The sequence below is a fragment of the Acinetobacter sp. ANC 3882 genome (assembly GCF_022549545.1).
Lineage (GTDB): Bacteria > Pseudomonadota > Gammaproteobacteria > Pseudomonadales > Moraxellaceae > Acinetobacter.
On the sequence record NZ_JAKZGB010000009.1, the window covers coordinates 1 to 25,648 of the forward strand.

20 protein-coding genes are annotated in these 25,648 nt (G+C 43.3%); 7 read left to right on the forward strand and 13 right to left on the reverse strand.

Annotation, left to right across the window (positions count from 1 at the left end; translation table 11 throughout):
- Positions 1-449 precede the first annotated feature (449 nt).
- The 4 genes from betT to MMO42_RS14765 all read right to left on the reverse strand — a co-directional run bounded on the left by betT (position 450) and on the right by MMO42_RS14765 (position 6,638).
- Positions 450-2,426, reverse strand: a complete 1,977-nt coding sequence (gene betT, locus MMO42_RS14750; protein ID WP_241321096.1) for a choline BCCT transporter BetT — start codon at positions 2,424-2,426, stop codon at positions 450-452.
- 219 nt (positions 2,427-2,645) lie between these two features.
- Positions 2,646-3,869: a CaiB/BaiF CoA-transferase family protein gene (locus MMO42_RS14755; RefSeq protein WP_241321097.1), complete on the reverse strand. Its 1,224-nt coding sequence runs from the start codon at positions 3,867-3,869 to the stop codon at positions 2,646-2,648.
- Positions 3,870-3,884: 15 nt separating this feature from the next.
- Positions 3,885-5,201 carry an MFS transporter gene (locus MMO42_RS14760; RefSeq protein ID WP_241321098.1) on the reverse strand — a complete coding sequence of 439 codons (1,317 nt, stop codon included), beginning with the start codon at positions 5,199-5,201 and terminating at the stop codon, positions 3,885-3,887.
- Positions 5,202-5,429: 228 nt separating this feature from the next.
- A complete protein-coding gene (locus MMO42_RS14765; protein ID WP_241321099.1) occupies positions 5,430-6,638 on the reverse strand; it encodes an acyl-CoA dehydrogenase in 1,209 nt (402 codons plus the stop codon).
- A 229-nt stretch (positions 6,639-6,867) separates the two neighbouring features.
- Between MMO42_RS14765 and MMO42_RS14770 the strand changes: the two genes are divergently transcribed.
- Positions 6,868-7,824, forward strand: coding sequence for a LysR family transcriptional regulator (locus MMO42_RS14770; RefSeq protein ID WP_241321100.1), 957 nt, complete (start codon positions 6,868-6,870; stop codon positions 7,822-7,824).
- Here MMO42_RS14770 and MMO42_RS14775 read toward each other — a convergent pair.
- Positions 7,818-8,501, reverse strand: coding sequence for an ion channel (locus MMO42_RS14775; protein ID WP_241321101.1), 684 nt, complete (start codon positions 8,499-8,501; stop codon positions 7,818-7,820). The two genes, MMO42_RS14770 and MMO42_RS14775, sit on opposite strands and share 7 nt — an antisense overlap.
- 45 nt (positions 8,502-8,546) lie before the next feature.
- On the reverse strand, positions 8,547-9,143 hold the full coding sequence (locus MMO42_RS14780) for a TetR/AcrR family transcriptional regulator (RefSeq protein WP_005291095.1): 597 nt from the start codon (positions 9,141-9,143) through the stop codon (positions 8,547-8,549).
- Between the two features lie 85 nt (positions 9,144-9,228).
- Between MMO42_RS14780 and MMO42_RS14785 the strand changes: the two genes are divergently transcribed.
- A complete protein-coding gene (locus MMO42_RS14785; RefSeq protein ID WP_241321102.1) occupies positions 9,229-10,437 on the forward strand; it encodes an oxygenase MpaB family protein in 1,209 nt (402 codons plus the stop codon).
- Positions 10,438-10,487: 50 nt separating this feature from the next.
- Here MMO42_RS14785 and MMO42_RS14790 read toward each other — a convergent pair whose 3' ends face one another.
- Positions 10,488-12,203: a cation acetate symporter gene (locus tag MMO42_RS14790; protein ID WP_171552429.1), complete on the reverse strand. Its 1,716-nt coding sequence runs from the start codon at positions 12,201-12,203 to the stop codon at positions 10,488-10,490.
- 1 nt (position 12,204) lies between these two features.
- Positions 12,205-12,537: a DUF485 domain-containing protein gene (locus tag MMO42_RS14795; protein ID WP_016164811.1), complete on the reverse strand. Its 333-nt coding sequence runs from the start codon at positions 12,535-12,537 to the stop codon at positions 12,205-12,207.
- Positions 12,538-12,722: 185 nt separating this feature from the next.
- On the opposite strand from MMO42_RS14795, the gene MMO42_RS14800 reads away from it, so the two are divergent.
- Both MMO42_RS14800 and MMO42_RS14805 read left to right on the forward strand, forming a co-directional pair.
- The gene (locus MMO42_RS14800; RefSeq protein ID WP_241321103.1) at positions 12,723-16,217 is read left to right on the forward strand and encodes a PAS domain-containing hybrid sensor histidine kinase/response regulator; all 3,495 of its coding nucleotides are present in this window, start codon (positions 12,723-12,725) and stop codon (positions 16,215-16,217) included.
- Between the two features lie 315 nt (positions 16,218-16,532).
- Positions 16,533-17,294: a hypothetical protein gene (locus tag MMO42_RS14805; protein WP_241321104.1), complete on the forward strand. Its 762-nt coding sequence runs from the start codon at positions 16,533-16,535 to the stop codon at positions 17,292-17,294.
- A gap of 46 nt (positions 17,295-17,340) precedes the next feature.
- On the opposite strand, the gene MMO42_RS14810 is transcribed toward MMO42_RS14805, so the two are convergent.
- From MMO42_RS14810 to def, 3 genes are all read right to left on the reverse strand, one after another.
- Positions 17,341-19,437, reverse strand: a complete 2,097-nt coding sequence (locus MMO42_RS14810; protein WP_241321105.1) for a TonB-dependent copper receptor — start codon at positions 19,435-19,437, stop codon at positions 17,341-17,343.
- A 73-nt stretch (positions 19,438-19,510) separates the two neighbouring features.
- Positions 19,511-19,948: a DUF2946 family protein gene (locus MMO42_RS14815; RefSeq protein WP_241321106.1), complete on the reverse strand. Its 438-nt coding sequence runs from the start codon at positions 19,946-19,948 to the stop codon at positions 19,511-19,513.
- 19 nt (positions 19,949-19,967) lie between these two features.
- Positions 19,968-20,498: a peptide deformylase gene (def, locus tag MMO42_RS14820; RefSeq protein WP_005154485.1), complete on the reverse strand. Its 531-nt coding sequence runs from the start codon at positions 20,496-20,498 to the stop codon at positions 19,968-19,970.
- 125 nt (positions 20,499-20,623) lie between these two features.
- Here def and MMO42_RS14825 point away from each other — a divergent pair, with 125 nt between their 5' ends.
- From MMO42_RS14825 to MMO42_RS14835, 3 genes are read left to right on the forward strand one after another with little or no spacing between them, the layout of a single operon-like run.
- A complete protein-coding gene (locus MMO42_RS14825; RefSeq protein WP_241321107.1) occupies positions 20,624-21,772 on the forward strand; it encodes a LysM peptidoglycan-binding domain-containing protein in 1,149 nt (382 codons plus the stop codon).
- 10 nt (positions 21,773-21,782) lie between these two features.
- Positions 21,783-22,913 (forward strand): DNA-processing protein DprA, encoded by a 1,131-nt coding sequence (dprA, locus tag MMO42_RS14830; protein ID WP_241321108.1) that lies wholly within the window; start codon positions 21,783-21,785, stop codon positions 22,911-22,913.
- A 36-nt stretch (positions 22,914-22,949) separates the two neighbouring features.
- Entirely contained in the window at positions 22,950-23,519 is a 570-nt protein-coding gene (locus MMO42_RS14835; protein WP_241321109.1) for a Sua5/YciO/YrdC/YwlC family protein, read from the forward strand.
- 394 nt (positions 23,520-23,913) lie between these two features.
- Here the strand turns inward: MMO42_RS14835 and MMO42_RS14840 are convergent, their stop codons facing one another.
- Together MMO42_RS14840 and MMO42_RS14845 are read right to left on the reverse strand one after the other, a co-directional pair.
- Positions 23,914-24,834, reverse strand: coding sequence for a DMT family transporter (locus MMO42_RS14840; RefSeq protein ID WP_241321208.1), 921 nt, complete (start codon positions 24,832-24,834; stop codon positions 23,914-23,916).
- A gap of 103 nt (positions 24,835-24,937) precedes the next feature.
- The gene (locus MMO42_RS14845; RefSeq protein WP_241321110.1) at positions 24,938-25,582 is read right to left on the reverse strand and encodes a TetR/AcrR family transcriptional regulator; all 645 of its coding nucleotides are present in this window, start codon (positions 25,580-25,582) and stop codon (positions 24,938-24,940) included.
- Positions 25,583-25,648 lie beyond the last annotated feature (66 nt).

Here is a 25,648-nt window from a genome sequence, read left to right on the forward strand (position 1 = left end):
ACCCAAAAATTTAACCCTTAAGCCAAATCCTTGTTTCTCAACAAGTTTTTATCTGCATCACCGCCGATGGATGTGCATTCTACAGCATTTCAGACAGGGTGCAAGCACTTTTAGAAAATTAAAAAATCGGTTGTTTTATTTTTAAACTTTAACTGATCTAATTCACTGATTTATATAATTTAAAATTTATTAATTATCTTAAAAGAGAATTTAAACACTCAACCATAGGACTAAGATACTGTTATTTATTGGTTTTTTATGTATTCCGCTGCAATTCCAAACAAAAAACAGATTCTTTTTGATATTTTTTCACCACTTCTCCATCCATAAAGCAATTCAAGAATCCTATTTATCATCCTCTGATGCCCAAAACTTAATCATATAAAAGAAAACAACGGCTTTGATCAAATCAAAGCCGTTGTTTTTATTGTTTGAGTACACTCCTCAATCTAAGGCGTTGTACCTCGAACAATATTCAAGAAGTAAAGATGACGCTCATACTGGTCAATAATGTCTTGGATTAAATCTTCTTGGGTCCAATCCATCACATCATAATTTTGACCGCCTTCTCTTAAGAAAACTTCTGCTTGGAAATAATTGGCTTCATCTTCATCTGCACGCCCCAACATAAAGCTGGGCGGAACAGTCGCGTGTGAAATCACTTTATAAGTAAAGTTAATCTCATGATGATGATCCACATGCAGTTGTAAACCATGTTCAATCTCGCGGATATCTACTTCTAGATGACGGCGTTTAAATTCACGCTGAATACTTTCAAATGCTTTACGTACCTCAGTATTAATATACTGCTGCACTTCATCTTCAGTATGCGGATAATGCATGATCAAACCTAAACGTTGTTGCCAACTCCGTGGATTATGAATGGCTCTCGGTGTAATTCGTGCCTCCTGAATGGCATTCATCTTGGTTACATCAAGTTTCAAGGCTTTCAATAACCCCCAACTCATCAACAACATCACCAAGGTAAAAGGCAAAGCACTCATAATGATTGAGGCTTGCAAAGCAGCCAGACCACCCACTAACAGCAAAATAATCGCCAAAGCGGCCATCAATACTGTCCAGAACAGTCTTTGCCATGTCGGTGAATTTTCAGATTTCGCAGTCAGATAATCTGTGACCAGTGCACCTGAATCTGCCGATGTGACGAAGAACAACATCACCAATACAGTCGCAAGTAAACTCATTACCCCTGAAAACGGTAAATGATTCAGGAATTCGAATAGAGCAACCGATGAATCGCTTTGTACAGCCTGAATCAGGGTGACATTATGTTCTTGCATAATGCTAAATAAGGCAGCATTACCCAAAAATCCCATCCAGATGATGGTAAAACCCGTTGGGATCAGTAATACACCGACGATAAATTCACGGATCGTTCGACCACGCGAAACTCGTGCAATAAACATCCCCACAAATGGTGACCATGAAATCCACCATGCCCAATAGAGAATGGTCCAACCACCGATCCAACCATTTGGTTGATAGGCGTATAAGTTAAACGTCATACTAAACAGGTTAGAAATGTAAGAACCCGTGTTTTGAATGGTCGTTTGTAGTAAGTAGATACTCGGACCTGCAATGAACACAAATGCCAATAACACCAAAGCCAAGATCAGATTCAGTTCAGAAAGACGCTTCACCCCTTTATCTAGTCCCAAGAACACAGATAAAGATGCCAAGGTACTGACAAAGATAATTAGAATGACCTGAACATTGCTACTTTGCTCGATCCCAAAGAGATAGTGTAGCCCTGAGTTGATCTGGGTTACCCCGAAACCAAGGGAAGTTGCAACACCAAAAACCGTACCAATGGTGGCAAAAGTATCAATACTATCGCCCCATGGGCCATAAATTTTCTTGCCAATAATGGGATATAAAGCAGAGCGGGTTTTTAAAGGCAAATTATGACGATAAGCAAAGTAAGCCAAGGAGAGACCAACGAGCGCGTAAATGGCCCAGGCATGTAATCCCCAGTGAAAAAAGGTAATGCGCAATGCTTGCTGCGCCGACTCTACACTTTCAGGATCACCACTAGGTGGGCTGACATAATGCATAACAGGTTCAGCCACACCGAAGAACATCAGACCGATCCCCATCCCAGCTGTAAACAGCATGGCAAACCACGAGCCATTACTATATTCAGGCTGACTATGATCAGGACCTAATTTGATTTTTCCACTGGCGGAGCAGGCAATGTAAATCAGTATGATCAGAAAGACCGCGACTGATAGAACGTAAAACCAGCTAAATGAATCAGTGATCCATTGTTTTAACTGCTGCGTAAGAAGTTCAAATGAACTGGGTGCGATAATGACGATTGCGAGAAAAATCGCAATGATAATCACCGTGCTTAAAAACACGTTTGGATTCACATTCGCAAAATGCGAAGATGGCTTGGAAGGCATAATTCCCTCACGTTATTCTAATGATCATGGATAGGCCATAACAGCCAAAGAAGACATTCACAATGTGAATAAAAGCGAGCTTAAAGCATGTAAAACTCGATACTAATTATAAAAAATGTGAAAAATAAAGCAGTTGTAATGCTGTAACAGAATGAGAAGATAGCTCGCAACATTCTATAATTTTTAAAAGCCGATCCTCAATTGAGGATCGAGTGTACTTTATAAATGCCCAATCACTCCTTGTTCGGCTAACTCCGCCAAGACCTCTGTTGAACAATACTTTGCTAAAACCGTTTGGGTATGTTCCCCCAAGCGTGGGGGTGCAAGACGATATTCCACAGGTGTTGCAGACAATTTCAGCGGCGATGCAATCATTTTAAACTGGCGATATTGTGGATGTGGAATAGAAACCACCATTTCCCGCGCTTGTACTTGTGGTTCTTGCAAGGCCTCATCCACATTATTGATCATCCCTACAGGCACTTTGACCGCATGAATCCGCTCTACCCAATACTGTGCAGATTGCGTGAGAAAATGCTGATCCATTAAACTGGTTAATTCCCCACGATGCGCAATCCGATCCTGATTAAATCTAAACTTAGGTTGCTCTGCCCATTCAGCACGACCGATGGCCTGACACAACGCTTTAAACTGAGCATCATTGCCGCACGCAATAATAAAATCTTTATCTTTTGCCTTAAACGTTTGATAAGGGACAATATTAGCGTGTGCATTTCCCCAACGTTTTGGTGCCTGACCTGTGATTAGATAGTTCATCCCATGGTTGGCCAAGCCTGCGACCTGTACGTCGAGCAAGGACAAATCAATATGCTGCCCTTTTCCGGTCGTCTGCCGAGACCAAAGTGCAGCTTGAATCGCCACGGTGGCATATAAACCTGTTTGTAAATCCGCAACGGCTACCCCGACTTTTTGTGGACCTCCACCTGGTAGATCATCTTTTTCACCCGTAATACTCATCAACCCTGCCATTCCTTGAATGACAAAATCATAGCCTGGCTCAGATGCACGGGGTCCTGTTTGCCCAAAACCCGTAATAGAGCAATAGACCAGTCGTGGATTGATTTCACTCAAACTGGCATAGTCCAACCCGTATCTGCGTAATGAACCGACTTTATAATTTTCAATCAGGACATCACTGTCCTTGACCATTTCGCGAAGCAAGGCTTGGCCTTCCTTTGAAGCAATATCAATGGCGACAGAGTATTTATTCCGATTGGCGGATTGATAATATCCCGCCTCGCGTGTGGACTGACCAGCATCATCTTTCATCCACGGTGGCCCCCACATACGGGTATCATCGCCTGTTTTAGGGCGTTCAATCTTGATCACATCAGCACCTAAATCCGCTAGAATCTGACTGCACCATGGTCCCGCCAAAACCCGACTGAGATCCAGTACACGCAAACCAGTTAATGCACCCATAATATTCCCTCCTGATTATGCTTTTTGTGGATCGTATTGGCGATCTCGAATGAATAACCCTGGTAGTACCCCTGCAATAAAATAAGCGGCCCCCATGATAATAAATGCCATCGTGAATGTTCCACCAGAGGCTAAAAAACCAATGGTTGCGGGTGCGATTGCTGCGCCCACTCGACCAATGTTATAAGCCCCACCAATCGCAGTGCCACGTACATCCGTCGAAAAAGATTCCGCCATATAGGTCGCATTGACCCCATACGGAATCCCATAAAGGAATCCAAAAGTAATTAATAAATACAGAATATTGTCAGGCGTATTAAAGAAAATAATGATCGGCAAGAAGATCGCACTGGCCAAGGTCCCAAACACAAAAATGGCGCGGCGATTGAATTTATCTGCCAAATAACCCGCCAGAATTTTGCCTAAAATCATCGCAGTATAAGAGCCGACCATATAACTGGTGAGCGACTTAAAGTTCATATTCACTTCAGTTTCCAGATAACTCGGCATCCAGTTGTTAATGCCGTAATAACCAAACTGTAAAAAGAAGGCTGTACTCATCCAGAGTAGGAACATTTTCCGATGTTTTAGATTGGCAAAAATCTGTTTATAAATACTTTGGCTTTTCGGTTGTTCCTGCGTCGTAACCACCTCCTGCGTTTGAGCAGGCAATGTCTTCATTTTTGAGAGCTGCCAAGATTTAGGCTCAGGCACAAAACGCTGCAAAATAATATTAATTACGGCTGGAATCACCGTAATGAAGAATAAAATACGCCAGCCATGTTCTGGAATGATGGCACCTGCCAGTAATGTTGCAACAATATAACCCACCGTCTGACCTGTTTGTAAGGTCCCCAGTACTGTGGTGCGATAGGAGGTCGGAACATATTCCGCCATTAAGGTATTGCAGGCCATATAAAGGGCGCCAATCCCTAAAGCCCCAATAAAGCGTAACGACATAAATTGTTCAAAGCTGTGGGTAAAGCCCAATAAACAGGTTGCCACCGAAAAGAAAGTCACCGAATGGGCAATGGTTCTCACCCGTCCAAATTTGTCACAGGCCCAACCACCCAATATGCCGCCAATTCCCATCCCAGCGAGAGATGCACTGCCAAGCGCACCCGCCTGAAAGGTCGATAATCCAAATTCTGCCTTTAAACTAGTGAGACTGTATGACAGCAACATAATATCAACGCCATCCACCACCATGGCGAAATAAGCAAATAGCAATGCAAATTTCCATGTATGTGGCGTAATTCGCTCATAGGTTCCTAGATTGGAAGGCCATTTGCTCATACCTGAGCTTGTTACCGTTTGAACATCATTGTTCATTTGACACCTCATTTTCTCAAATGGGTCTGGTCTTTCATCAATCATTCTGGCGATGAGTACTTTGCTCTCGTTCTATTTATTGTTTTCAGCAAAGTGTCATTTTCCACCTAAAATACACTTGATGAATCCTTGACGATTTTAATTGGTATAGGTCGATATTTTTTAGGCATGAATTTGCCTTAAGACACGCCCGAAAGCGCATCTTTGTGTTCAACGAGTCATGAATTTTTAGTTAGAAAATGCAGCAATCCCCGTTTGCGCACGCCCGAGAATCAAAGCATGCACATCATGGGTACCTTCATAGGTATTCACCACTTCTAGATTGACCAAATGACGTGCTACGCCAAACTCATCACTGATGCCATTGCCGCCCATCATGTCGCGCGCCAGTCGTGCAATCTCGAGTGCTTTACCACAGTTATTACGTTTGATCAGCGACGTGCCTTCGACTGAAGCAATGCCTGCATCTTTCATTTGCCCAAAACGTAAAGCGACTTGTAGACCCAGAGCAATTTCAGTTTGCATATCCGCCAGCTTTTTCTGGATCAGTTGATTGGCTGCCAACGGGCGACCGAACTGTTTGCGATCCATGGTGTATTGATGTGCAGTATGCCAACAGAATTCCGCAGCGCCCATTGCACCCCATGCGATACCATAACGTGCACTGTTCAGACAGGTAAACGGTCCTTTCAAACCGCGTACCTCAGGAAACGCATTTTCTTCTGGAACAAAGACCTGATCCATCACGATTTCACCCGTAATCGATGCACGGAGTCCGACCTTGCCATGAATGGCAGGTGCAGACAGCCCTTCCCAACCTTTTTCAAGAATGAAGCCGCGAATCTCTCCGACATTACCTGCTTCAGTGACTTCTTTGGCCCAAACCACAAATACATCTGCAATTGGACTGTTGGTAATCCACATTTTACTGCCACTGAGATGATAACCACCTGCAACTTTTTTGGCACGACACAGCATGCTGCCTGGATCAGAACCGTGGTCAGGCTCAGTCAATCCAAAACAGCCAATGTATTCACCTGTCGCCAGCTTAGGCAGATATTTCTGTTTCTGAGCTTCGGTGCCAAATTCAGCAATCGGCACCATCACCAGCGAACTTTGCACACTGGCCATAGAGCGATAGCCCGAGTCCACACGTTCAATCTCACGCGCAATCAGACCATAACTGACATAGTTCAGTCCCGCACCGCCATATTGTTCTGAAATCGTTGGGCCTAATAGACCTAGCTCACCCATTTCCCGAAAAATATGTGGATCTGTTTTTTCATGACGAAACTGTTCCAATACGCGTGGCATGAGTTTGTCTTGACAATAGGCCTGAGCACTATCACGAATCATGCGTTCTTCTGAGCTGAGTTGCTGTTCGAGTAAAAATGGATCTTGCCAGTTAAAAGAGACACGCTTTCCTTGATTTGCCATGGGTTTTCACATTCCTTTTGATCAATCTAGATATCAGTTATACACTTGATGCTAGGCGAGATTGAGCCCTCAAGCAAACGATGTTTTTTCATACAGCTATGCAATTTACGCATAGCTCAATTGAAATCTGGCCCTTTGTTCTGTTAAAACTAAAGCTGAGAATAATTTACAACGCCTGAGTGATCCGAACGCCATCGTTCATTTTCGCACTCAACACAAGGATGCTGTTATGCGACGTATGATTCCTTCACTGCAATCATTGATTTGCTTTGAAGCCGCAGCCAAACACAAAACCTATACCCATGCAGCGCAGGAACTCAGCATGACCCAAAGTGCTGTATCCCGACAGATTCAACAACTGGAAGAGTTTCTCAATCTGCCCTTGTTTCATCGAGTGCGACATGGTGTAGAACTAACCGTTGCGGGTGAACAATATTTAAAAAATATCAAGACGCATTTGCTGGGACTGGAACACAGCACGCTCGACCTGATGTCACATCAAGGTTTAGGTGGCACGCTCAAATTAGGGGTGGTTCCTACTTTTGCAACGCGCTGGCTGCTGCCACGCTTGCACCGTTTTAATGAAATCTATCCTGAAATTACCATCCATCTTGAGACCAGCACCAAACCCTTTTTATTCAGTGAACAGATTTTTGATGCCGCCATCTATGCAGGTACACCTGCTCAAGTTGAAAACTGGCCAGGAACCACCGCACATTTTTTGATGCAGGAAGAAGTGGTTGCGGTTTGTTCACCAACGCTGATCAAAAAGTTCTTTCCTGATCTTGTTCAAAATGCATCGCCATCGACACTGGACCTGACAGCAGCCCAACTATCACAACTACCGTTATTACAACAAACCACTCGCCCCGCGATTTGGAAAGAATGGTTCGACAGCTTAGCTTATACCGCGCCTTATGCCATGGAAGGTCAGCGGCATGAACTGTTTTCAATGCTGGCTGTTGCCGCAACACATCATCTTGGCGTGGCACTGATTCCACAAATGCTGATCGAAAAGGAACTCAGCCGAGGGGAGCTAATCATTGTGTCATCACATAAACTGAGCGGTTCGCGTTGCTATTATTTTGTCTATGCTGAACAACCGCATAACCCAATTATGCTGAAATTCATCGAATGGCTGGAACAGGAAACTGCGACCCGTTCAATGTCGATATCAGATTACTGATTTTTAGGCAGATGGGCAATATATTGCAATGCAATCAAGCGAGATACCACCACGGCGAGGTACATCACCCCGCCAAACATTTGTAGCATCGCGAGAACTCTGGCCGCAGGACTAATGGGGATTAAGTCGGACAGACCTGTTGCGGACTGTAGACTGAAACTCAAAAATAATAAATCAAGCCAATGCTGTAAGGCTTGGGGGTGATTGGGGTTTTGAAAACTATCGGGCAATATCAACTGGCAGATACTATATAAAAAGGCAAAGCCCCAAGCGAGGAGGGTAAATACCGCCCCTGCAGCAAACAATTCATCTTTGGTCAGATAACGATCTGCAAACATATAACGAAGCAAACCATAGGCCGCATAAAAATAGGCCAAAGCTTCAAAACTATGTGCAATGATTTGAATGGTCTGATGGTTATAGCCAATAAAAATTAAGATCGAAAATAAGAACGCACCACTGACAAAGACCAATCCCCAAAAGGTAAACACAGGTGTTTGTCGGATCACCTTGGCAATAATCAATAAGGCCAATACTCCCAATGACCACGCCAAGGCACGAAACTCACTATCTCCGTAGGTGAGCATTGCTAAAATCAACAAAGCCAACTGCACCAGTAACAACCATGCCGATGGCAGTAAACGAAAGCCGCTCCAAAATTGTTTTAAACTTTGCATGTTGCTGTCCTGAATCTTATTATGTTTTTCATGATGTTGAGTGCATCATACTGCATCTAAAAAAGAAACAATCATTTTAGACAGTTCTTGTTGTAAGCGCTGCTCTTCGATCAGAAACGTATTTTTACTGGCATAACGCATCATGGTAAATAAGGTACTGTTAATAATCACAAAGGACTTGTGCTTTAAGGTTTCAAAATCCCAGTGCGGATAATAACGTCCAAACAAATACATGCCGATTTCCAAGAAATGCTGCTCCAGCACTTGTGCAGCTTCCGAATCACTATACGCATGCCAGTTTTTTAAAATTTCGATAAAAAAGCCCTGATCAGACTTTAATGATTCAAAGCCAAATGCAATGCTTAATGTGATGATGTCCTGAATAGAGGTTTGTTGTTGCAGCATCACCAACTGCTTTACGGCTTGTCCCAAATTTTCGCTTTTACGCAGTAATAGTTCCGCGATGATTTGCTCTTTATTTTCAAAATACTGATAAATGGATCCAACACTCACCCCTGATTTTTCAGAGATTTTAGGTGTCGTCACTTGCAGTACACCATATTCAGAAATACATTTCTGTGCCCCCTCCAAAATACTTTCGACAATCATTTTGGCGCGTTGCTGCTGTGGTCGTTTTCTCATGCTCAGCCTCAATTAAAATGCGAATTGAATGCGAATAATTATTCATATTAAGCTTTGATTAAATAACAATCAGAGGCTTTATGCAATGCAAAGCATCGTTAAACCTAAACGCTTGGCGGCGTTTGAAGACATGATTCAATCCAATATCAAAACCAAGATTCTCAGCTATATGACCCGACAGGAAGTTCAGCCAAGTTATCAGGAATATCTTGCATTGAATACTGCCCTGCAAAGTGGTGATGAACCCATGGATCAAGTGCTGCTTTGGGTGCTACAAAACCCTAAATTACATCGTAAATATTTTGAAACGGCGTTATATGAAGGTCTAGACAAACTACCGCATCCAATTCCTGAACTTACTGCCTTCTTTCAATTCGTTGAACAAAAACCTGCGTGGTATGAGCAAGCCAAAGTCGATGAAGCACTTAAATTTACTTATCGTTTAGGCATCAATAACGGACTGATCCTGCGAGATTTATCATTAATGACGGGTTATATGTACCCTGGTTTTAATCAACCTTTGGTGCTGACAGGCGCATTAAAAAAACAGGCGGGAACACGTCTCGCTGAAACCACCAAATGGTGGGTCGACATCACCGAACAAGATGGTTTTGAACGTTTTAGCAAAGGTTTTACCTCCACAATTTTTGTGCGATTCATTCATGCCTTAGTCCGTCATCAACTGCAAAAATCAGAGAAATGGGATAGCGAGACTTGGGGCCTCCCCATCAACCAGTATGATCAGGCCATGACCAATATTGCCTTTAGTGGCGTAGTCCTGATTGGTATTCGTGCTCTGGGGATTTTTCCGAGTAAACAAGAAGTCGATAGCTTTTTACATTTCTGGAAATATGCAGGTTGGTTGATGGGCGTTGAAGAAAAATGGTTAGTCGATCATGAAGCAGATGGCTGGAAACTGATTTACTGGATGCAATTTGCACATCCGCAATCGGATGCTAGCAGTATCTCGCTCGGCTCCAGCCTTTCTAAAGAACCATTCGAACGAAAGTACCGTTATCTACGATCTTTCCAACAAAAACTAGCTTATAAGCAGCATTTAGAAATTACCCAGTTCTTTATTGGTCGTAAGAAAATGCAGAAGTTAGGTTTAGCTCCGCAATCGGCATCATGGTTTGCTTATTATTTAATTGGTCGAAATTTAGCGCTGTATACCAGTGCCAAACATATTCCAAAATTAAACAGCTTCCTTGAACAAAATGGACGTCATCTGCAACGAATTGGCTTGTCGCTGTATCGCAATCAGTCACAACAACTGGCCAGTATGCATCAATAAGTCATAAAAAAAGCCCTCAATCAATGAGGGCTTTTTACAATCTATTTTAATTAGTGATCTGATGCGCCAGAGGCACCGATACCTGTCATTGAACGAACAAACTGAGCATCAAACGCTTTACGCTCTTTCTCTGCACGTGCTGACTTATCAGTTACAGAGAAGAACCAACAGCAAAGGAATGATAATGGCATTGCAAATAATGCTGGACCATTGAATGGGTTTGGCGCAGTTTCAGAAATCGCCAATGTATCGACCCAAACGGCTTTAGACAGAATAATCAAGCTCACTGCACCGACTAAACCAACCACACCACCAATCACCGCACCACGAGTGGTCAAACCTTTCCAGAACATAGATAACACTAACACTGGGAAGTTTGCACAACATGCTACCGAGAATGCCAAGCCAACCATGAAGGCAACGTTTTGTTTCTCGAACAAAATACCCAAGATCATTGCAAAGATCGCTAAGCCTAAAGTTGCAATTTTTGACATCTTCAATTCAGACTCAGGTGTAGTTTTACCTTTTCTGAATACGTTGGCATATAAGTCATGTGAGATTGCAGATGCACCTGAAAGGGTTAAACCAGCCACTACAGCAAGGATTGTTGCAAACGCAACTGCCGAGATAAAGCCCATGAACAAGTCACCGCCAACAGCATCACTTAAGTGAACCGCAGCCATGTTGTTACCACCGACTAATTCTAATTTACCTGTGACTGCTGCTTTTGCTACATCAAGGAATTGAGGGTTGTTTGCAACAAACAGAATCGCACCGAAACCGATAATAAACGTTAATAAGTAGAAGTAACCGATAAAACCTGTCGCAACTACGACTGACTTACGTGCTTCTTTGGCATCTTTTACGGTAAAGAAACGCATCAAGATATGAGGTAAACCTGCTGTACCAAACATCAAGGCAAGACCAAGTGATAATGCATCAATTGGATTGGCCGCGAGTTTACCTGGCCCCATGATTTTTGATGCTTCTTCCCAGCTCATGCTATGCGCTTGGCTATACACACCAATGGCTTGGTTAAACATATTGGTAAAGCTAAAGCCAACCGCTTTCATCACCATAAAGGCCATAAAAGTAGCACCACTGAGTAGCATCACCGCTTTGATGATCTGTACCCAAGTCGTTGCCAACATACCACCGAAGATCACATAAGCCATCATCAATAGACCGACAATCACCACGGCGATGTTGTAGTTCAAACCGAACAACAGTTTGATCAACTGGCCTGCACCAACCATCTGTGCGATCAAATAGAAGGCGACCACGACGAGTGAGCTAAATGCTGCCAAGGTACGCACAGGTTTTTCTTCCAAGCGGAATGACACCACGTCTGAAAGGTTATATTTCCCTAAGTTACGTAAACGTTCGGCGACAAGGAAAAGTACGATTGGCCAACCCACCATGAAACCAAGAGAGTAAAGTAAGCCATCAAAGCCCGAGCTAAATACGAGTGCGGAAATACCTAAAAAAGATGCAGCTGACATATAGTCGCCAGCAATGGCTAAACCATTTTGGAAACCACTAATCCCGCCACCAGCGGTATAGAAATCTTGTGCAGATTGAGTTTGCTTTGCCGCCCATTTGGTAATGAACAAGGTAAAACCGACAAAGATCGTGAACATAATGATCGCATGCCAGTTGGTTGCTTGCTGTTCAGCAGCACCTAGGTCTGGCCCTGCAAATGCGACACTCGAACAGCAGAAACTTAACAGTGCGAATAATTTCGCTTTGAATGATGTCCCTTTCATCTCAGTGCATCCCTTTTTCATGTGCAATGGCCTCAACTTCCTTGAGGGCTGCTTCATTCAGTTGGTCAAGTTTAGTATTGGCAATATATGAATACACACCACATAAGATAAATGACAATACGATAATGCCTAAACCAAGAGGAATTCCCCACGTGGTTACACCGCCGCTGAATGAACTTGCTAAAAACTCTTTGTTATAGCCAACCAAAAGCATAAAACCAACGTAGATAAACAGCATAATTGCTGTTAATGTCCAACTTAAGGTGCGTTTTTTGCTGACCATCTCTTGAAACTTAGGATTATGTAGAATTCGATCTACCTGTGAATCATCCATAACCAACTCCTTATTTTTGTGTCCAACCGTGGACCCCTTTTTCACATGGGATTTTTCATTATTCAAATTAACAAGATTATGCTTGACTCGTAACTTAGACTTTGGTCTCTAAATGCAAATCTCTACTCCTTGCTCTACCTGTGCTTCGGGTATGATAGAAAATGGAAGTTGATCACGTGAGCAATATGAACAGTTGGCTTATTATTGGGGTACTGGCCCTGTACATCGTGCTGTTATTCGGCTGTGCTTTTTTTGGTGAAAAGCATGCGAGTCGATTAAGTACGCGTGGTCGTATGCTGCTGTTTAGCTTAACCTTGGGTGTGTATTGTTCTTCGTGGACCTTTTATGGTGCAACTGGCGCCGCGGTTCGTCAAGGTGTGATTTTCCTGCCGATCTATCTGGGACCCTTGTTATTTATCTGGTTTGGCTATGACATCTGGAAGCGCTTAGGTCGGATTCGTCAGCATCATGCTATTTCTTCAATTGCCGATTTTGTGGCTGCCCGTTATGGCAAAAGTGGTAGCTTGGCTGCACTGGTCACGATTCTTGCGGTCATTGCGATTGTGCCTTATTTGGCTTTGCAATTACGTGCAATTGCCCTGAGTGCATCGGTGATTCTTGAACAGAACGCTCATATTCATACCACCACCAATAGTGTGTTGGTACTGACCGCGGTACTGGCAATTTTAGCCATGATTTTTGGTACACGGCATATTGCCAATACCGAACAACACGGTGGTTTAATGCTGGCCGTGGCATTTGAATCATTCGTCAAACTATTCGCCCTGCTCTGTGTGGCTGGATTCTTTTTATTACAATCACCAGATAATATTAAACAGGTCAGCAGCGACGTTCATCAACATTTCCATGACCTACAACAACTCGGTGTGCCTGAAACATTTTGGGTTCAGACGCTGCTCGCAGGGTTAGCAATGATTTGCTTACCGCGCCAATTTCATGTGGCTGTGGTGGAATTACGCGATGAAAAACATATCCGTGGTGCACGCCGCTGGTTCGCTGCTTATTTGATTCTTACCGTTATTGCGATCATTCCAATTGCCAGCTGGGCATTACACTCCTTACCCGAATCACTCGGTACACCAGATATTGCCGTATTGGCACTCCCTCTAAGCTATCAACAAGAATGGCTGGCTTTACTGGCATTCTTGGGTGGTTTTTCAGCCTCGACTGGCATGCTTTTGGTTGCCTCTGTGGCATTATCGATTATGCTCAGTAATGACCTGATCATGCCTGCCCTGTGGCGCTTTAAAATCATTTCCCGTCATGATCAGCATTTACCGCGTGTACTCAAACTGACCCGTCGCATTAGTATTGTCAGCGTGATGTTGCTGGGTTTTTTATTTTTCCACTTTTTTAATGATATCAATCAGCTATCCGTATTTGGTTTATTGGCCTTCAGTGCGGTGGCACAATTCTCTCCAGCTTTAATCGGCGGACTCTATTGGCGTGGTGCAAGTCGCCAAGGGGTTTATGTTGGCTTACTCATGGGTTTTGCCATGTGGAGTTATACACTTTTATTTCCAACGGTATTACGTAGCTTACCTGATCATTATCAAGAATTTGCACAACATCTATTACTGTTTGGTCCCTTTGATATTAATGGTCTACGTCCAGAGGCATTGCTTGGGTTTGAATCATTTGCCCCGCTTACCCATGGGGTATTGTGGTCTTTAGGTCTGAACGTGGTGCTGTATATCTGGGTATCTCGTCTGTATCGTCCCAGCGTGGCTGAACAAATTCAGGCCGAAAGCTTCTTTTATTATGAAAGTAAACCGCTGCCATCGGCTCAGTCCAATAATGATCTGACCGACCTGCACCTCAATGCAGCACGTCTCAAAGTCGGTGACTTGCTCGCCTTAGCCAAACGTGTCACTGGTGATAAACTGACGATTCAGGCATTTCAACAGTTTTGTGAACAAAACCATATCGTGTTGAATGAAAATCATGTCGCCAATGGCATGTGGTGGCGTTTCACCGAGCAATATTTGGCGGGGATTATTGGTGCAGCCTCTGCCCGTACTTTGCTCACCACTGCCATGATTAATAACGGTCTGGCACTCGGGCAAGTCGCTAATATTCTCGACCAAGCCTCACAATGGCAACGTTTCAATCAAAATCTCCTCATGACCATGATCGACCATATGACCCAAGGGGTCAGTGTGGTGGATAAAAATATGTGTCTGGTGGCGTGGAACAATCAATACCTGAAGCTGTTTGATTATCCGAAAGATCTGGTTTATGTCGGCTGTCCAATTTCTGATTTGATTCGCTATAACGCTGAACGGGGTGAATGTGGCCCCGGCCCCGTCGAAGAACATGTACGTAAACGACTGCATTGGATGAAAGTGGGGAGTGCCCATGAGTTCGAGCGGATTCGTAAAGATGGTCTAGTCATTCAGATGCGTGGTAATCCGATTGAAGGCGGTGGTTTTGTTACCACTTTCGCTGATATTACGGCATTCCGTGAAAATGAAGCTGTGTTGGAAGAACGTGTCAGTGACCGTACCCAACAGCTTGCGAATGCGCTGACCGAACAACAATTGGCGTTGGAACAGGCCGACAAAGCCAACCAATCGAAAAGTCGCTTCTTGGCCGCAGCCAGTCACGATTTACTTCAACCGATGCATGCGGCTCGCTTATTTAGTACCGCTCTAGAGCAAAGTGTGCATTCAACTGAAGATCAACAGACCTTACAACAGCTGGATCGAGCACTCTACGGTGCAGAAAGTATGCTCTCTGCCCTGCTCGATATTGCCCGTTTAGAAGGGGGCACCATTCAACCTAAACGCCAAGCCTATTCATTGCATGATTTATTGAATGACTTGGAGTTGCAGTTCAAATCGATTGCTGCACAGCGCGATATCCAACTGTCCGTGCACGATACCAAGTTCTGGGTCGATACCGATCCACAATGGATGCGACGGATTATTCAAAACTTTGTCAGTAATGCACTCCGTTATACTGCTCAAGGGCGTGTGGTGGTCGGTGTATTACGTTCAGCGCAACGACCCAATCATATTCGTATCGGTGTTTGGGATACGGGACCGGGCATTAATGAACAGCAACGCGTCAAATTGTTTCAGGAATTCGAACGTTGTGGGCATACCTCACCGTGGGGCGAACAAGGACTGGGGTTAGGCCTTGCGATTGTGCAACGCATGACCAGTCTGTTGGACTTTCCTGTGCATGTTTATTCTGAACTGGGCAAAGGCTCATGCTTCATGATTGAAGTCCCACTCGCGGAAGCACCTAAAGTTCAAATGGCAACACCGCATATCACAGCACTACAGCATACGGCTTATAAAGTGTTGTGCTTGGACAATGATGAAACCATTTTAGAAGGTATGCGAACCTTATTGAGTAAGTGGGGCTATCAGATTTTCACAGCCACCGAGCCTGAACAAGCATTGCAATTGATTGAACAAGAAGATATTCAGGTCTGGCTCATCGATCAGCATTTAAATCATGATCAACGTGGTTTAGATTTTATCGAACAACATCGTCCCGCACATATTCCAGTGGCATTGATTACTGCAGACTCTGACCCAGAGCTACCGCAGTATCTAAAACAGCAGAATATTGTGTTACTGAAAAAACCACTGAAACCTGCTGGCTTAAGGGCATGGTTATCTGGTCTAAAAATTATGCCAATGCAATAACTAGCAAAATATTTTGCAACATAGGCCAAAATAATCAAAACAATGCTGTTTTTTTGCTGCTAAATTGACCAAAGTGCTCAAATGATTTTTGGCTATGGCAAAAACGTTCACTTACATTAGTGAACGTTTGTACACTTACTTACAATTTACTAAGCAACTGTTTTTATTATTGAATTTTACCCCATAAATCACATCTACAACTTTAGTCGTATTCTACTTGTTTTCCTGATACCGCATAAATTGATCAAGTTAATAGAGACCTAGATCTACTCCTTTTGGGTTTCTCATCACAAATTGTCAAAAAGGACATTGATCATGAATAACAGTCACCCCACAACAGACCATAGCTCACAACAGTTCTATCGCCAATACAGTGCCAATGCACTCTTACCTGAATTGGACTGGCAGAATATCTTCTTTCATAGCAAACTGGATGAAACACATTTACGTGCACTGAATACGCTTTACCAAGCTGCTGTTCCGCTGGCACTCAATGTATTTAATCAACTGAATTTTGATGTGTTTGCACCTGCTGCTTATCACCCACAAGGTCTCGGCTTATTTGAAAAACTGGCAGAGCAAGAAGAGACTTTTTTAGAAGTACTCGAAACAGAATCATCTCATCTTGACCATGAAACACGTCATCAAATCTGGAGTATGCTGTTACGTGGCGGTGCGGTTTTGGTCTTCAAAGCATGGCTGGCACATGCCAAAGGTGGTGAAAACCAATTGGATAAAACTCAGTTTGATGAACTGTCAGATTTACTGTTTATCAAAACACGTCCTGAACAATTAGCACAGCGCTTAAAAGTCGATGCTAATGCAGTACTCACCCATATTTTCCTGATGTATGAAAATGATGTGTTTTTAGATCACTTTAATAGCTTGGAAACCGCCGCTTTATTTGTCGATTTAGGCGTTTATGATGCGGCGTTTTTAAGTCTACGTGATGATCGCGTAGCAGAATACTTAAAAGCCAAAGGCTATGTCACCCAAGAACAGATTGATGATTTGCAATGTGCTTTAAATCCGTTGTATTGCGATAGTTTAATGCCAAAACAAGACTGCTTGGCTTAAACCCAAAAAAAACAAGGTGGACATCTCCACCTTGTTTTTTTATCACTTAGAACTTCATGCTCATGCGCATCCAGTAGTTTCGTCCAATATTATTGAACTGCTCACTGGCGCCATAACCAAACATCGAAGCCCCTGCTTTATTGAGATGCTCGGTATAGGTTTTATCCAAAACATTATCGACACCAACAGAAACATCAACGGCATCTGTTAATTTGTATGTGCCATTCAAAGCTAACGTATTAAATGCTTTGCTTTGGTTCATATCATAGCCAACCACATTCCCCTCATTCAGGCTGATACGATTTTGCTTTGCAACCGTACGCCACAATAAACCCAAGCTATATTTTTCTTCGACATAACGGAGATTAATGCGTCCTTCTAACGGTGCAATCTGCGGTAAAGCACGACCATCTGAGGTGTTTTTACCCCATGCATACATGGTTGAAACATCAGCTTGAAGATGATCTGTAAATTGATAACCAACGCCTGCTTCTGCACCAGCAATAGTTGCATCCACATTACGCGCCAAAGGTGAGCGATCACTTGAACCATTATATTGCAGCAGAATAAAGTCTTTGATTAAACCAGCATACGCAGATGCCCATGTGTTCCATGCACCATGCTCAGCCTGAAAGCCCATATCCAACTGAGCCGTACGTTCTTTTTGCAAATTATCTAAATTATCAAGCATCCGATAACTGGTTTTACCCATCATATCGGTTGAACCCACACCATGATCAGTTGATGTACTATAGAGTTCCCAAAAATCTGGGGTACGTTCCACATAGCCCAGACCTGCATAGGTTTTTAAGCCATGTTCAGGTAAGGTTTTTTCGATACGGATAAAACCGCTTGGGTTGGTATCACTTCGATTTTTGCCATTTTCCAGACTATCAATTTTAACTTGATCTACACGCGCACCAGCGACCCATTTTTGATTCGCGTCAGTGTTATAAGTCCATTCACTAAACGCGCCATAAGACTGGAATTTGAGATCATTGCTAAATGGTGAGTTCATGCTTGGCATGGCATACATGATCATGTTGCCGCCATGCTTGTTGTGCTGAGTATCAACCCCAGACACGACACTGAACTTGTCCCAATCGGTGGTAACAGCTAAACGGGTGTTCAAGGTACGGCGAGCAACTTCCATTTCCATTTTATTGGGTACCGTCATCTCCATCCCATGCATCTTCATGGTTGTCATTGGCGGGGTACGTAAACGGAAATTATCCATGATGTGATTGTTATAGCTATAGTCCACCTGTGCTTCGACTTTCTTAATCACATCAGTCAGGTTTTTCTGCTCTGCATGTAAACCAAGGCTTTCACGTTTAAACTGTGAACCATCCATAGGACGACCCGCATATGCGGCTTCGCCATCACCTTTACCTGCACGTAGTTCTAACCATGAATCATCTGTCGGCTTCCAACCTAAAGCCAGGTCAGCATTCCAGCGTTTCCAATTCGAATGAACAGATTGATCATCACCATCTTTATAATCATTCGCTTCAGAACGATTGGCATTGAGACGGGCGTATTTAGTTTCATCACCCACCGCTGCTTCAACATTATGATCAAGACGACCATAAGAGCCCATCACCACACTGGCCTGTCCTCGATATGGCTGATCTTTGCTCAGGTTCTCAGGTTGACGCTCAAAAATCACGGTTGCCGCAGAACCAGGCGTTGCATATTGAACCGTTTGTGGCCCTTTAATGACGGTGATTTTGTCAAAGCTTTCAGGTTGAATATATGAGGTTGGCGCATCCATTCTAGATGGACATGCCCCAAGGTTTTCACTGCCATCGACTAGCATTTTAATGCGTGAACCAAACATGCCACGGAAGGTGACATCACCATTGGTACCGCCATTTTTAATGGCATTAAAACCCATAATACTTTGTAAATAATCTGCCCCATCGGTTGCAGGGACTGGTTGGATCGGCTGTTTAGGATCAGCTTGTACCACCAAACCATTGTTCTCATTGGGTTGTTGTGCCGTCACAACAATTGGTGCAAGTGCAACATGCGCATGTGAGTTGTCTGCTGGTACAACTGGATTTGCCCAAACCAGTGCCGTATTTGAGGTAGCCAAGATCGCAACCGTGAGCGGTTGTAATAAAAATTTAGGTTGAGCCATGATTGGTCTCTCTTAAAACATAAGTAAAACTAAGCTAGAGTTTTGAAAACCCTAATGAAATTGACGTTTTAATTTATGCAAAGAGTGGTGGGGCTCTCCCTTGAGGTAATAAGAACAGCCGCTGTAGTGCAAAATAAACATGCTTAAACGCTTGTTGATAAGCAACTAAACGGACTTGGATTCGGACTAAAACCTCTTTCACGCCCAATTCAGGGGGTAATACCAGATTGGCATAGACCGTACAGTACTGACATTGATGATTCAGATCGTGATGGTCATGTTGTGGCATCGAAACTTGCGTTTGTTCAAGTTGATGGCTGTGATGCTGCGACCTGTGTGCCGAGTGACTATGTGCTGTTTCTGCTTGAGGCAAAAGTAAGGCCTTAGTAATCGTTTCACACACAGGCGCGATTTGATATTGCTTCGGAAGTAGCGGCTGCAAGAAAACCGCAATCTGTAAACAGACCGCGGTTAACGCAAGTAGCAGGCCACAACGAAACAAAGAAAACATCTTTAAATGATTTTAAAGCTTAACGTTTGACTGCAACTTTTTCTTTTTCGCGTTGGCGAACCAATTTTTCCACTTTTTCACGGGCACGTTGGCGCTTCAATGGCGATAAATAATCAACAAAAAGCTTGCCATTTAAGTGATCCATTTCATGTTGAATACAAACAGCGAGAAGTTCGTCAGCTTCTAACACAAATGCTTGACCTTCAAGGTTAATTGCCTCGATTTTTACGCGTGACGGACGCTCAACTTTGTCGTATATTTGAGGCACAGAGAGACAGCCTTCTTCATAAGGCTGAGTATCTTCGGTCAGTGGAGTGACTTTGGGGTTAATGAACACCATCGGTTGGTTTTTCTCTTCAGAGATGTCCATAACAATAAGCTGAATATGATGATCAACCTGAGTTGCCGCTAAACCTATACCCGGTGCCTCGTACATGGTTTCAAACATATCTGCTGCAAGCTGACGAATATCATCAGTGACTTCTTCGACTGGCTTGGCAATGGTACGAAGGCGGGAATCAGGAAAACTTAGAATAGGTAATAAGGCCATACTGTCGTCCTCACTTAAGCCATTGATCAGAAAACCAACTGAAGGGAATGCTTGATCAAAAAAAAATTGTGTGTAAAGTCGTTATTATAGCGCAACTACACACATAATTTTTAGGAATTATGATAATGAAAAAGGTTTTAAACGGCATACACTCATTTCATGCCTTGGGGTTAAAAAAACAACTGATTGCCGCTGCGATTTGTGCGGGATTGGGTATGAGCGTGAATTTTGCTCATGCAGCAAGCCCGAATGTCAGCCCACCTTCGGTAAAAGTGGGGGCACCGCATGTCTATGTGGTGAAAAAAGGCGATACGCTTTGGGATATTTCAGGTAAGTTTTTAAATAAGCCTTGGCGCTGGCCAGAAATTTGGGCAAGCAATAAACATGTGAAAAATCCGCATTGGATTTATCCAGGGGATCGCTTACTACTTTGTAGTTTGAACGGCAAACCTTTAATCGGTAAAGATGAAGGTGATGGCTGTGACGGTATCATTCGCCGCTATACAGGCAATACATCAAACTTACGTCCGCAAGTTCGTGTCGAAGCATTGAATAATAGTGTTCCAGTGATTCCATTGGCTCATATTCAACAATGGCTAGAACGTACTTCAGTTCTGCCAGCAGATGCGATTGCCAATACCCCTTATATTTTGGGTACAGCAGATAATCGTGTACTCGCAGGTAAAGGTCAAAGCGTTTATGCTCGCGGTAAAGGACTTGAAAACGGTCAACGTTACGGCGTATTCCGCGAAGGCGAACCTTATGTTGTCTTGGAAAATGGCAAAAAGCAGGTTCTTGGTGTTGAACTGACCCAAGTCGCGTCAGGCGTTGCGATTCGTAATGAAAACGACATCACTACAGTTGAGCTGACAGATAGTTATAACGGTGAAGTTCGTCGTGGCGATCGCGTCATGGCTGAACAAGATGCCATGTTACCGACGTTGTTCTATCCTATTGATGCCAATCAAGTGAAAGACGGTGGCAAAATCATTCGCGTGATGGGATCGATTGGTACAGCGGCCAAAAATGGCGTCGTCACTGTCGATCGCGGTACTATCGATGGGGTAGAAACGGGGCAAGTGTTCAGTATTTACCAAGATGGCGAAGTTGTACGAGATCCGAAGACCAAAGAGCAAGTAAAACTACCTGGGCAATATTTGGGTAGCGTCATGGTTTTTAAGAGTTTTGATCGAATCAGCTATGCCTATGTACTCGAGAGCGAGCTACCAATCAAGATTGGTTCAGATATTAAACCACCTCGTCTCGATGACTAAGTAATCACTTATGTTGAATCAACTATCGCCTCATCACTATCACACGGTGTTGGTGTGGTACTTGGTTCAACATTCACTCTCAAGTTTTGCCAAAATTCAGCAACATTTTGGCAATTGTGAACAAGCCACGCTACCACAGCGTTTCTCTGAATGGTCTCAACTTGGCTTACATGCCAATCATTTAAAACGTTTAGCAGAATTCCAAACGCCGCAAGGTCAACAACAATTTGAACAACAGATTCAGTTGATTTGCAAACATAGCGACTTTATTTTAACGCCTGATGATATTGGCTACCCAACTCAACTGCTGCCGTATGTAGATCGTCCACCGATTTTATTTGGACAAGGTCAGGCACAAGCATTATTACAACCTCAAATTGCCATGGTGGGCAGCCGCAAACCAAGTCCACATGGACGGCAGGTTGCCTATGATTTTGCTTATTATTTAAGTGAAAAAGGCTTTTATATTAGTAGCGGACTCGCACATGGGATTGATCAAGCCGCACATCAAGGTGGATTGGCACATCAGCGCACCATTGCCGTTACGGGCACAGGTTTGGATACGGTTTATCCATCACAACATACTCAACTGGCACAACAAATTGTGCAATCTGGTGCGATTGTCACCGAGTTTCTCCCCACCACGATGCCCTTACAACAACATTTTCCAAGGCGGAATCGCATTGTCAGTGGTCTTAGCCTCGGTGTCTTAGTGGTAGAAGCAGCACTCAAAAGTGGTTCTCTCATCACCGCCAATGAAGCGGCAACACAAGGTAAAATGGTGTTCGCAATTCCTGGACATATTTATAGTGAGCATCATCAAGGCTGTCATCAACTGATTCGAGAAGGTGCGATTCTGGTCGATCATCCCGAACAAGTCATCGAAGATCTTGCATTACCAACGCAATGGCAAACCCAGCAACAAACCACCGAACAAGCACCCGCCGCCCCTCCAAGCCTGCCCAATCATCTGATTGCACTTTATCAAGTTTTAGATTGGGTGGGACAAGACTTAGATCAGTTGATCCAACGTCACCCGATGCCAATTGCAGAACTGACTGCACAATTGATGGAGTTAGAATTACTCGGTTTATGCATGCAACAAGCGGGACGCTATTTACGTTGCCGCCCAATGCATTAAACTAGTCACACCCTCTCCTGTTTTCACATACATCCCATGATTACTTCCTCAATTTCTGAAGCAGCTCAACTTTTAAAACAAGGGCAAGTTCTGGCTTATCCAACAGAAGCCGTCTGGGGATTAGGCTGTGATCCATTTAATGAGCAAGCATTTCAAGACATTTTAGAGCTAAAACATCGTCCCGTTGAAAAAGGGGTGATTTTATTGGCAGGGCATTTAGATCAAGTCGAACATTTACTGCAAAACTTAAACGCCGATCTGCGTCAGCAAGTCATCGCCAGTTGGTCAAACCGTCTTCCGACAGAGCGGGCCACCACTTGGTTACTCCCTGTTGATCAACACATCCCAACATGGATTAAAGGCCAGCACCCTTTAGTTGCAGTTCGGGTGACCACGCATCCACTGTGCATGCAACTCTGCCAGCAATTTGGTGGTTTCATCGTCTCTACCAGTGCGAACCCTGCGGGCCTTACCCCTGCCCATAGCCTAGAAGATGCTCAAGGTTATTTTGACAATAAATTAAATTATCTCGAAGGTGCTTTAGGATTGAGCCGAGAACCAAGTCGCATTTTGAATGCACTGACAGGTGAAGTTGTTCGTGCCTAATTAGGTGAATAGCGGACAAAAAAAAGCTCAGTTATATAGGGATAACTGAGCATAAAAAGGATGTGTATAATCACATCCAGAGGGTTCGTAAATTTGGTAAGCAACTTATTCATTCTAAAAATGAATCATCTTGCTGTGGTTGGTATTATGAGGGAATCGTCCCATTTATACAAATATATTATTTATCTAACAAAAAGTGTGAAAAGCGTACCAATTTTGTCACTTGCTTATTTTCAATAAAATTATATTGATATTTTTATTCAGCTTTTTTTTGATCATAAATTTAGTAAATCTTAAAAATATATTTGCAAATCATATAGAAAGCACAGTCATAAAAAAATATTTTTGGTGCGTTTGTTGTTATTTTGAACAAACACACCACGCATTTTCACATTTAAGATGCAGACTCAGCCAGTGGAACTGATGCTTTAACGGTTTTCTTCTGCGCCATAATGATCCCCATCAGGATCATTAGACCCCCAATGGTATGGTAAATGGTCCAGTGCTCTGACAACCAAAAACTCGCAATAATCGCAGTGAATACAGGCATTAAGTTCATAAAAATACTGGTCCGGTTTGGGCCAATGGCCTGTACTGCCACCATCCATAATAACGGTGCGATCAACGAAGGGAACATGCCTGCATAGAGAACACTCGCTGCATTCTGTGCATTAATTCCATCTAGGCCAAACCAGAGTAAGAATGGGACGTGATACAACAACGCAAAACCGATTTGTACATACAGGCTGCTCATTAAAGGAAGCTGTAATTGCCATTTTTTCAAAAACACGCCATAAAAAGCATAGAAACCAACAGCCAATACCATGACCGCATCACCCCAATGCCCACCCTGATCAAATAGCTTTGACAGGTGGCCTTGACTCATCACATAAATCAGACCGGCAAAAGATAATAAACTGCCAAAAATGGCAAAGCGATTTGGTGCATCTTTTAGAATAAAATAAGAAATAAAGATAGTAAAAATTGGCACAAAGGCATTCACAATGCCCATATTGGTCGCCGTGGTATAGTGCGCAGCGGTATAAGATAGACCTTGGTACAATACCATCCCAAAAGCACTGAGTACTGCTAATTTAGGAATAAATGGACGAATTAAATCACGCTGCTGCCACACTTTCGGCAACATAAACGGCGTTAAAATAAGAAAGGCAACCAACCAGCGATAAAAACTAATACTGACAGGTGAAATGTAGTCCGCCACATAGCGTGTCACTGCAATATTCATCGACCAAATCAATACCGCAATCAAGGGCAATACGAAGGCCCATTTTTGGTACTTACTCAACTGACCCATCATTTTCTCACTATATCTCGGCAATGTGAGTATTGTGGAAGATGTCCAAAATAATTGAAATATCGTATTTCAGACATTTATATCGCAGTCACGACATCACAGTCTAGAACAACTCCCAAGCTCGCATGGCATGCTCAACCACTTTGTGCAATTGTTCCACTGTTGCGCCATCTCGTGCTTGGATAGTCAGGCCCTGTACAACCGTTGCATAGAAGTCTGTCATTTCCTGTAGAGGCGCTGTTGCTGATAAATCACCGTTGGCAACTCCCTGCTCTAAACGCTCAAACAGTTTTTGCTTGGTCTGCAAACGTTTTTCCAGAATATTGTGTTGCACCGCCTGTGCATTGTCGGAACAGCTCATGGTCGCAACAACCAACATACAACCTGCTGGTTTATTGGGTTGAGCCAAACGTTTAACGTTGTCATACAAATAAAGCTCAAATGCAACTTTGGCAGTTTTGGCTTCTAAGAAAATAGGAACAATCGGACAAGCTTCATGTGCCAAATAATAATCAATGCATTTATAAAACAGCCCAGCTTTATCACCAAAGCTACTATATAAGCTCGGTGCAGTCAGCTCTAGCGCTTGCGTTAAATCACTGATCGATGTGGCTTCATAACCATGCTCCCAAAATAACAACATGGCTTTTTCCAAAGCCTGCTGCTCGTCAAAGCACTTTGGACGGCCGCGCTTTTTTTTCAAGCTATCCTCACCCAGTGTTGGCAGAGGCTCATGTGCATTTGTCATAAGAGTCACAAATATTTTCATAACGATCATTACTAAATTAATTGACGCAGTAACTTTTATCAACTA

Bases quoted from the DNA above. Each gene is read 5' to 3' on its own strand.
- betT (WP_241321096.1), bottom strand. From the start codon at position 2,426: ATGCCTTCCAAGCCATCTTCGCATTTTGCGAATGTGAATCCAAACGTG.
- MMO42_RS14755 (WP_241321097.1), bottom strand. From the start codon at position 3,869: ATGGGTGCATTAACTGGTTTGCGTGTACTGGATCTCAGTCGGGTTTTG.
- MMO42_RS14760 (WP_241321098.1), bottom strand. From the start codon at position 5,201: ATGAACAATGATGTTCAAACGGTAACAAGCTCAGGTATGAGCAAATGG.
- MMO42_RS14765 (WP_241321099.1), bottom strand. From the start codon at position 6,638: ATGGCAAATCAAGGAAAGCGTGTCTCTTTTAACTGGCAAGATCCATTT.
- MMO42_RS14770 (WP_241321100.1), top strand. From the start codon at position 6,868: ATGCGACGTATGATTCCTTCACTGCAATCATTGATTTGCTTTGAAGCC.
- MMO42_RS14775 (WP_241321101.1), bottom strand. From the start codon at position 8,501: ATGCAAAGTTTAAAACAATTTTGGAGCGGCTTTCGTTTACTGCCATCG.
- MMO42_RS14780 (WP_005291095.1), bottom strand. From the start codon at position 9,143: ATGAGAAAACGACCACAGCAGCAACGCGCCAAAATGATTGTCGAAAGT.
- MMO42_RS14785 (WP_241321102.1), top strand. From the start codon at position 9,229: ATGCAAAGCATCGTTAAACCTAAACGCTTGGCGGCGTTTGAAGACATG.
- MMO42_RS14790 (WP_171552429.1), bottom strand. From the start codon at position 12,203: ATGAAAGGGACATCATTCAAAGCGAAATTATTCGCACTGTTAAGTTTC.
- MMO42_RS14795 (WP_016164811.1), bottom strand. From the start codon at position 12,537: ATGGATGATTCACAGGTAGATCGAATTCTACATAATCCTAAGTTTCAA.
- MMO42_RS14800 (WP_241321103.1), top strand. From the start codon at position 12,723: ATGAACAGTTGGCTTATTATTGGGGTACTGGCCCTGTACATCGTGCTG.
- MMO42_RS14805 (WP_241321104.1), top strand. From the start codon at position 16,533: ATGAATAACAGTCACCCCACAACAGACCATAGCTCACAACAGTTCTAT.
- MMO42_RS14810 (WP_241321105.1), bottom strand. From the start codon at position 19,437: ATGGCTCAACCTAAATTTTTATTACAACCGCTCACGGTTGCGATCTTG.
- MMO42_RS14815 (WP_241321106.1), bottom strand. From the start codon at position 19,948: ATGTTTTCTTTGTTTCGTTGTGGCCTGCTACTTGCGTTAACCGCGGTC.
- def (WP_005154485.1), bottom strand. From the start codon at position 20,498: ATGGCCTTATTACCTATTCTAAGTTTTCCTGATTCCCGCCTTCGTACC.
- MMO42_RS14825 (WP_241321107.1), top strand. From the start codon at position 20,624: ATGAAAAAGGTTTTAAACGGCATACACTCATTTCATGCCTTGGGGTTA.
- dprA (WP_241321108.1), top strand. From the start codon at position 21,783: ATGTTGAATCAACTATCGCCTCATCACTATCACACGGTGTTGGTGTGG.
- MMO42_RS14835 (WP_241321109.1), top strand. From the start codon at position 22,950: ATGATTACTTCCTCAATTTCTGAAGCAGCTCAACTTTTAAAACAAGGG.
- MMO42_RS14840 (WP_241321208.1), bottom strand. From the start codon at position 24,834: ATGGGTCAGTTGAGTAAGTACCAAAAATGGGCCTTCGTATTGCCCTTG.
- MMO42_RS14845 (WP_241321110.1), bottom strand. From the start codon at position 25,582: ATGACAAATGCACATGAGCCTCTGCCAACACTGGGTGAGGATAGCTTG.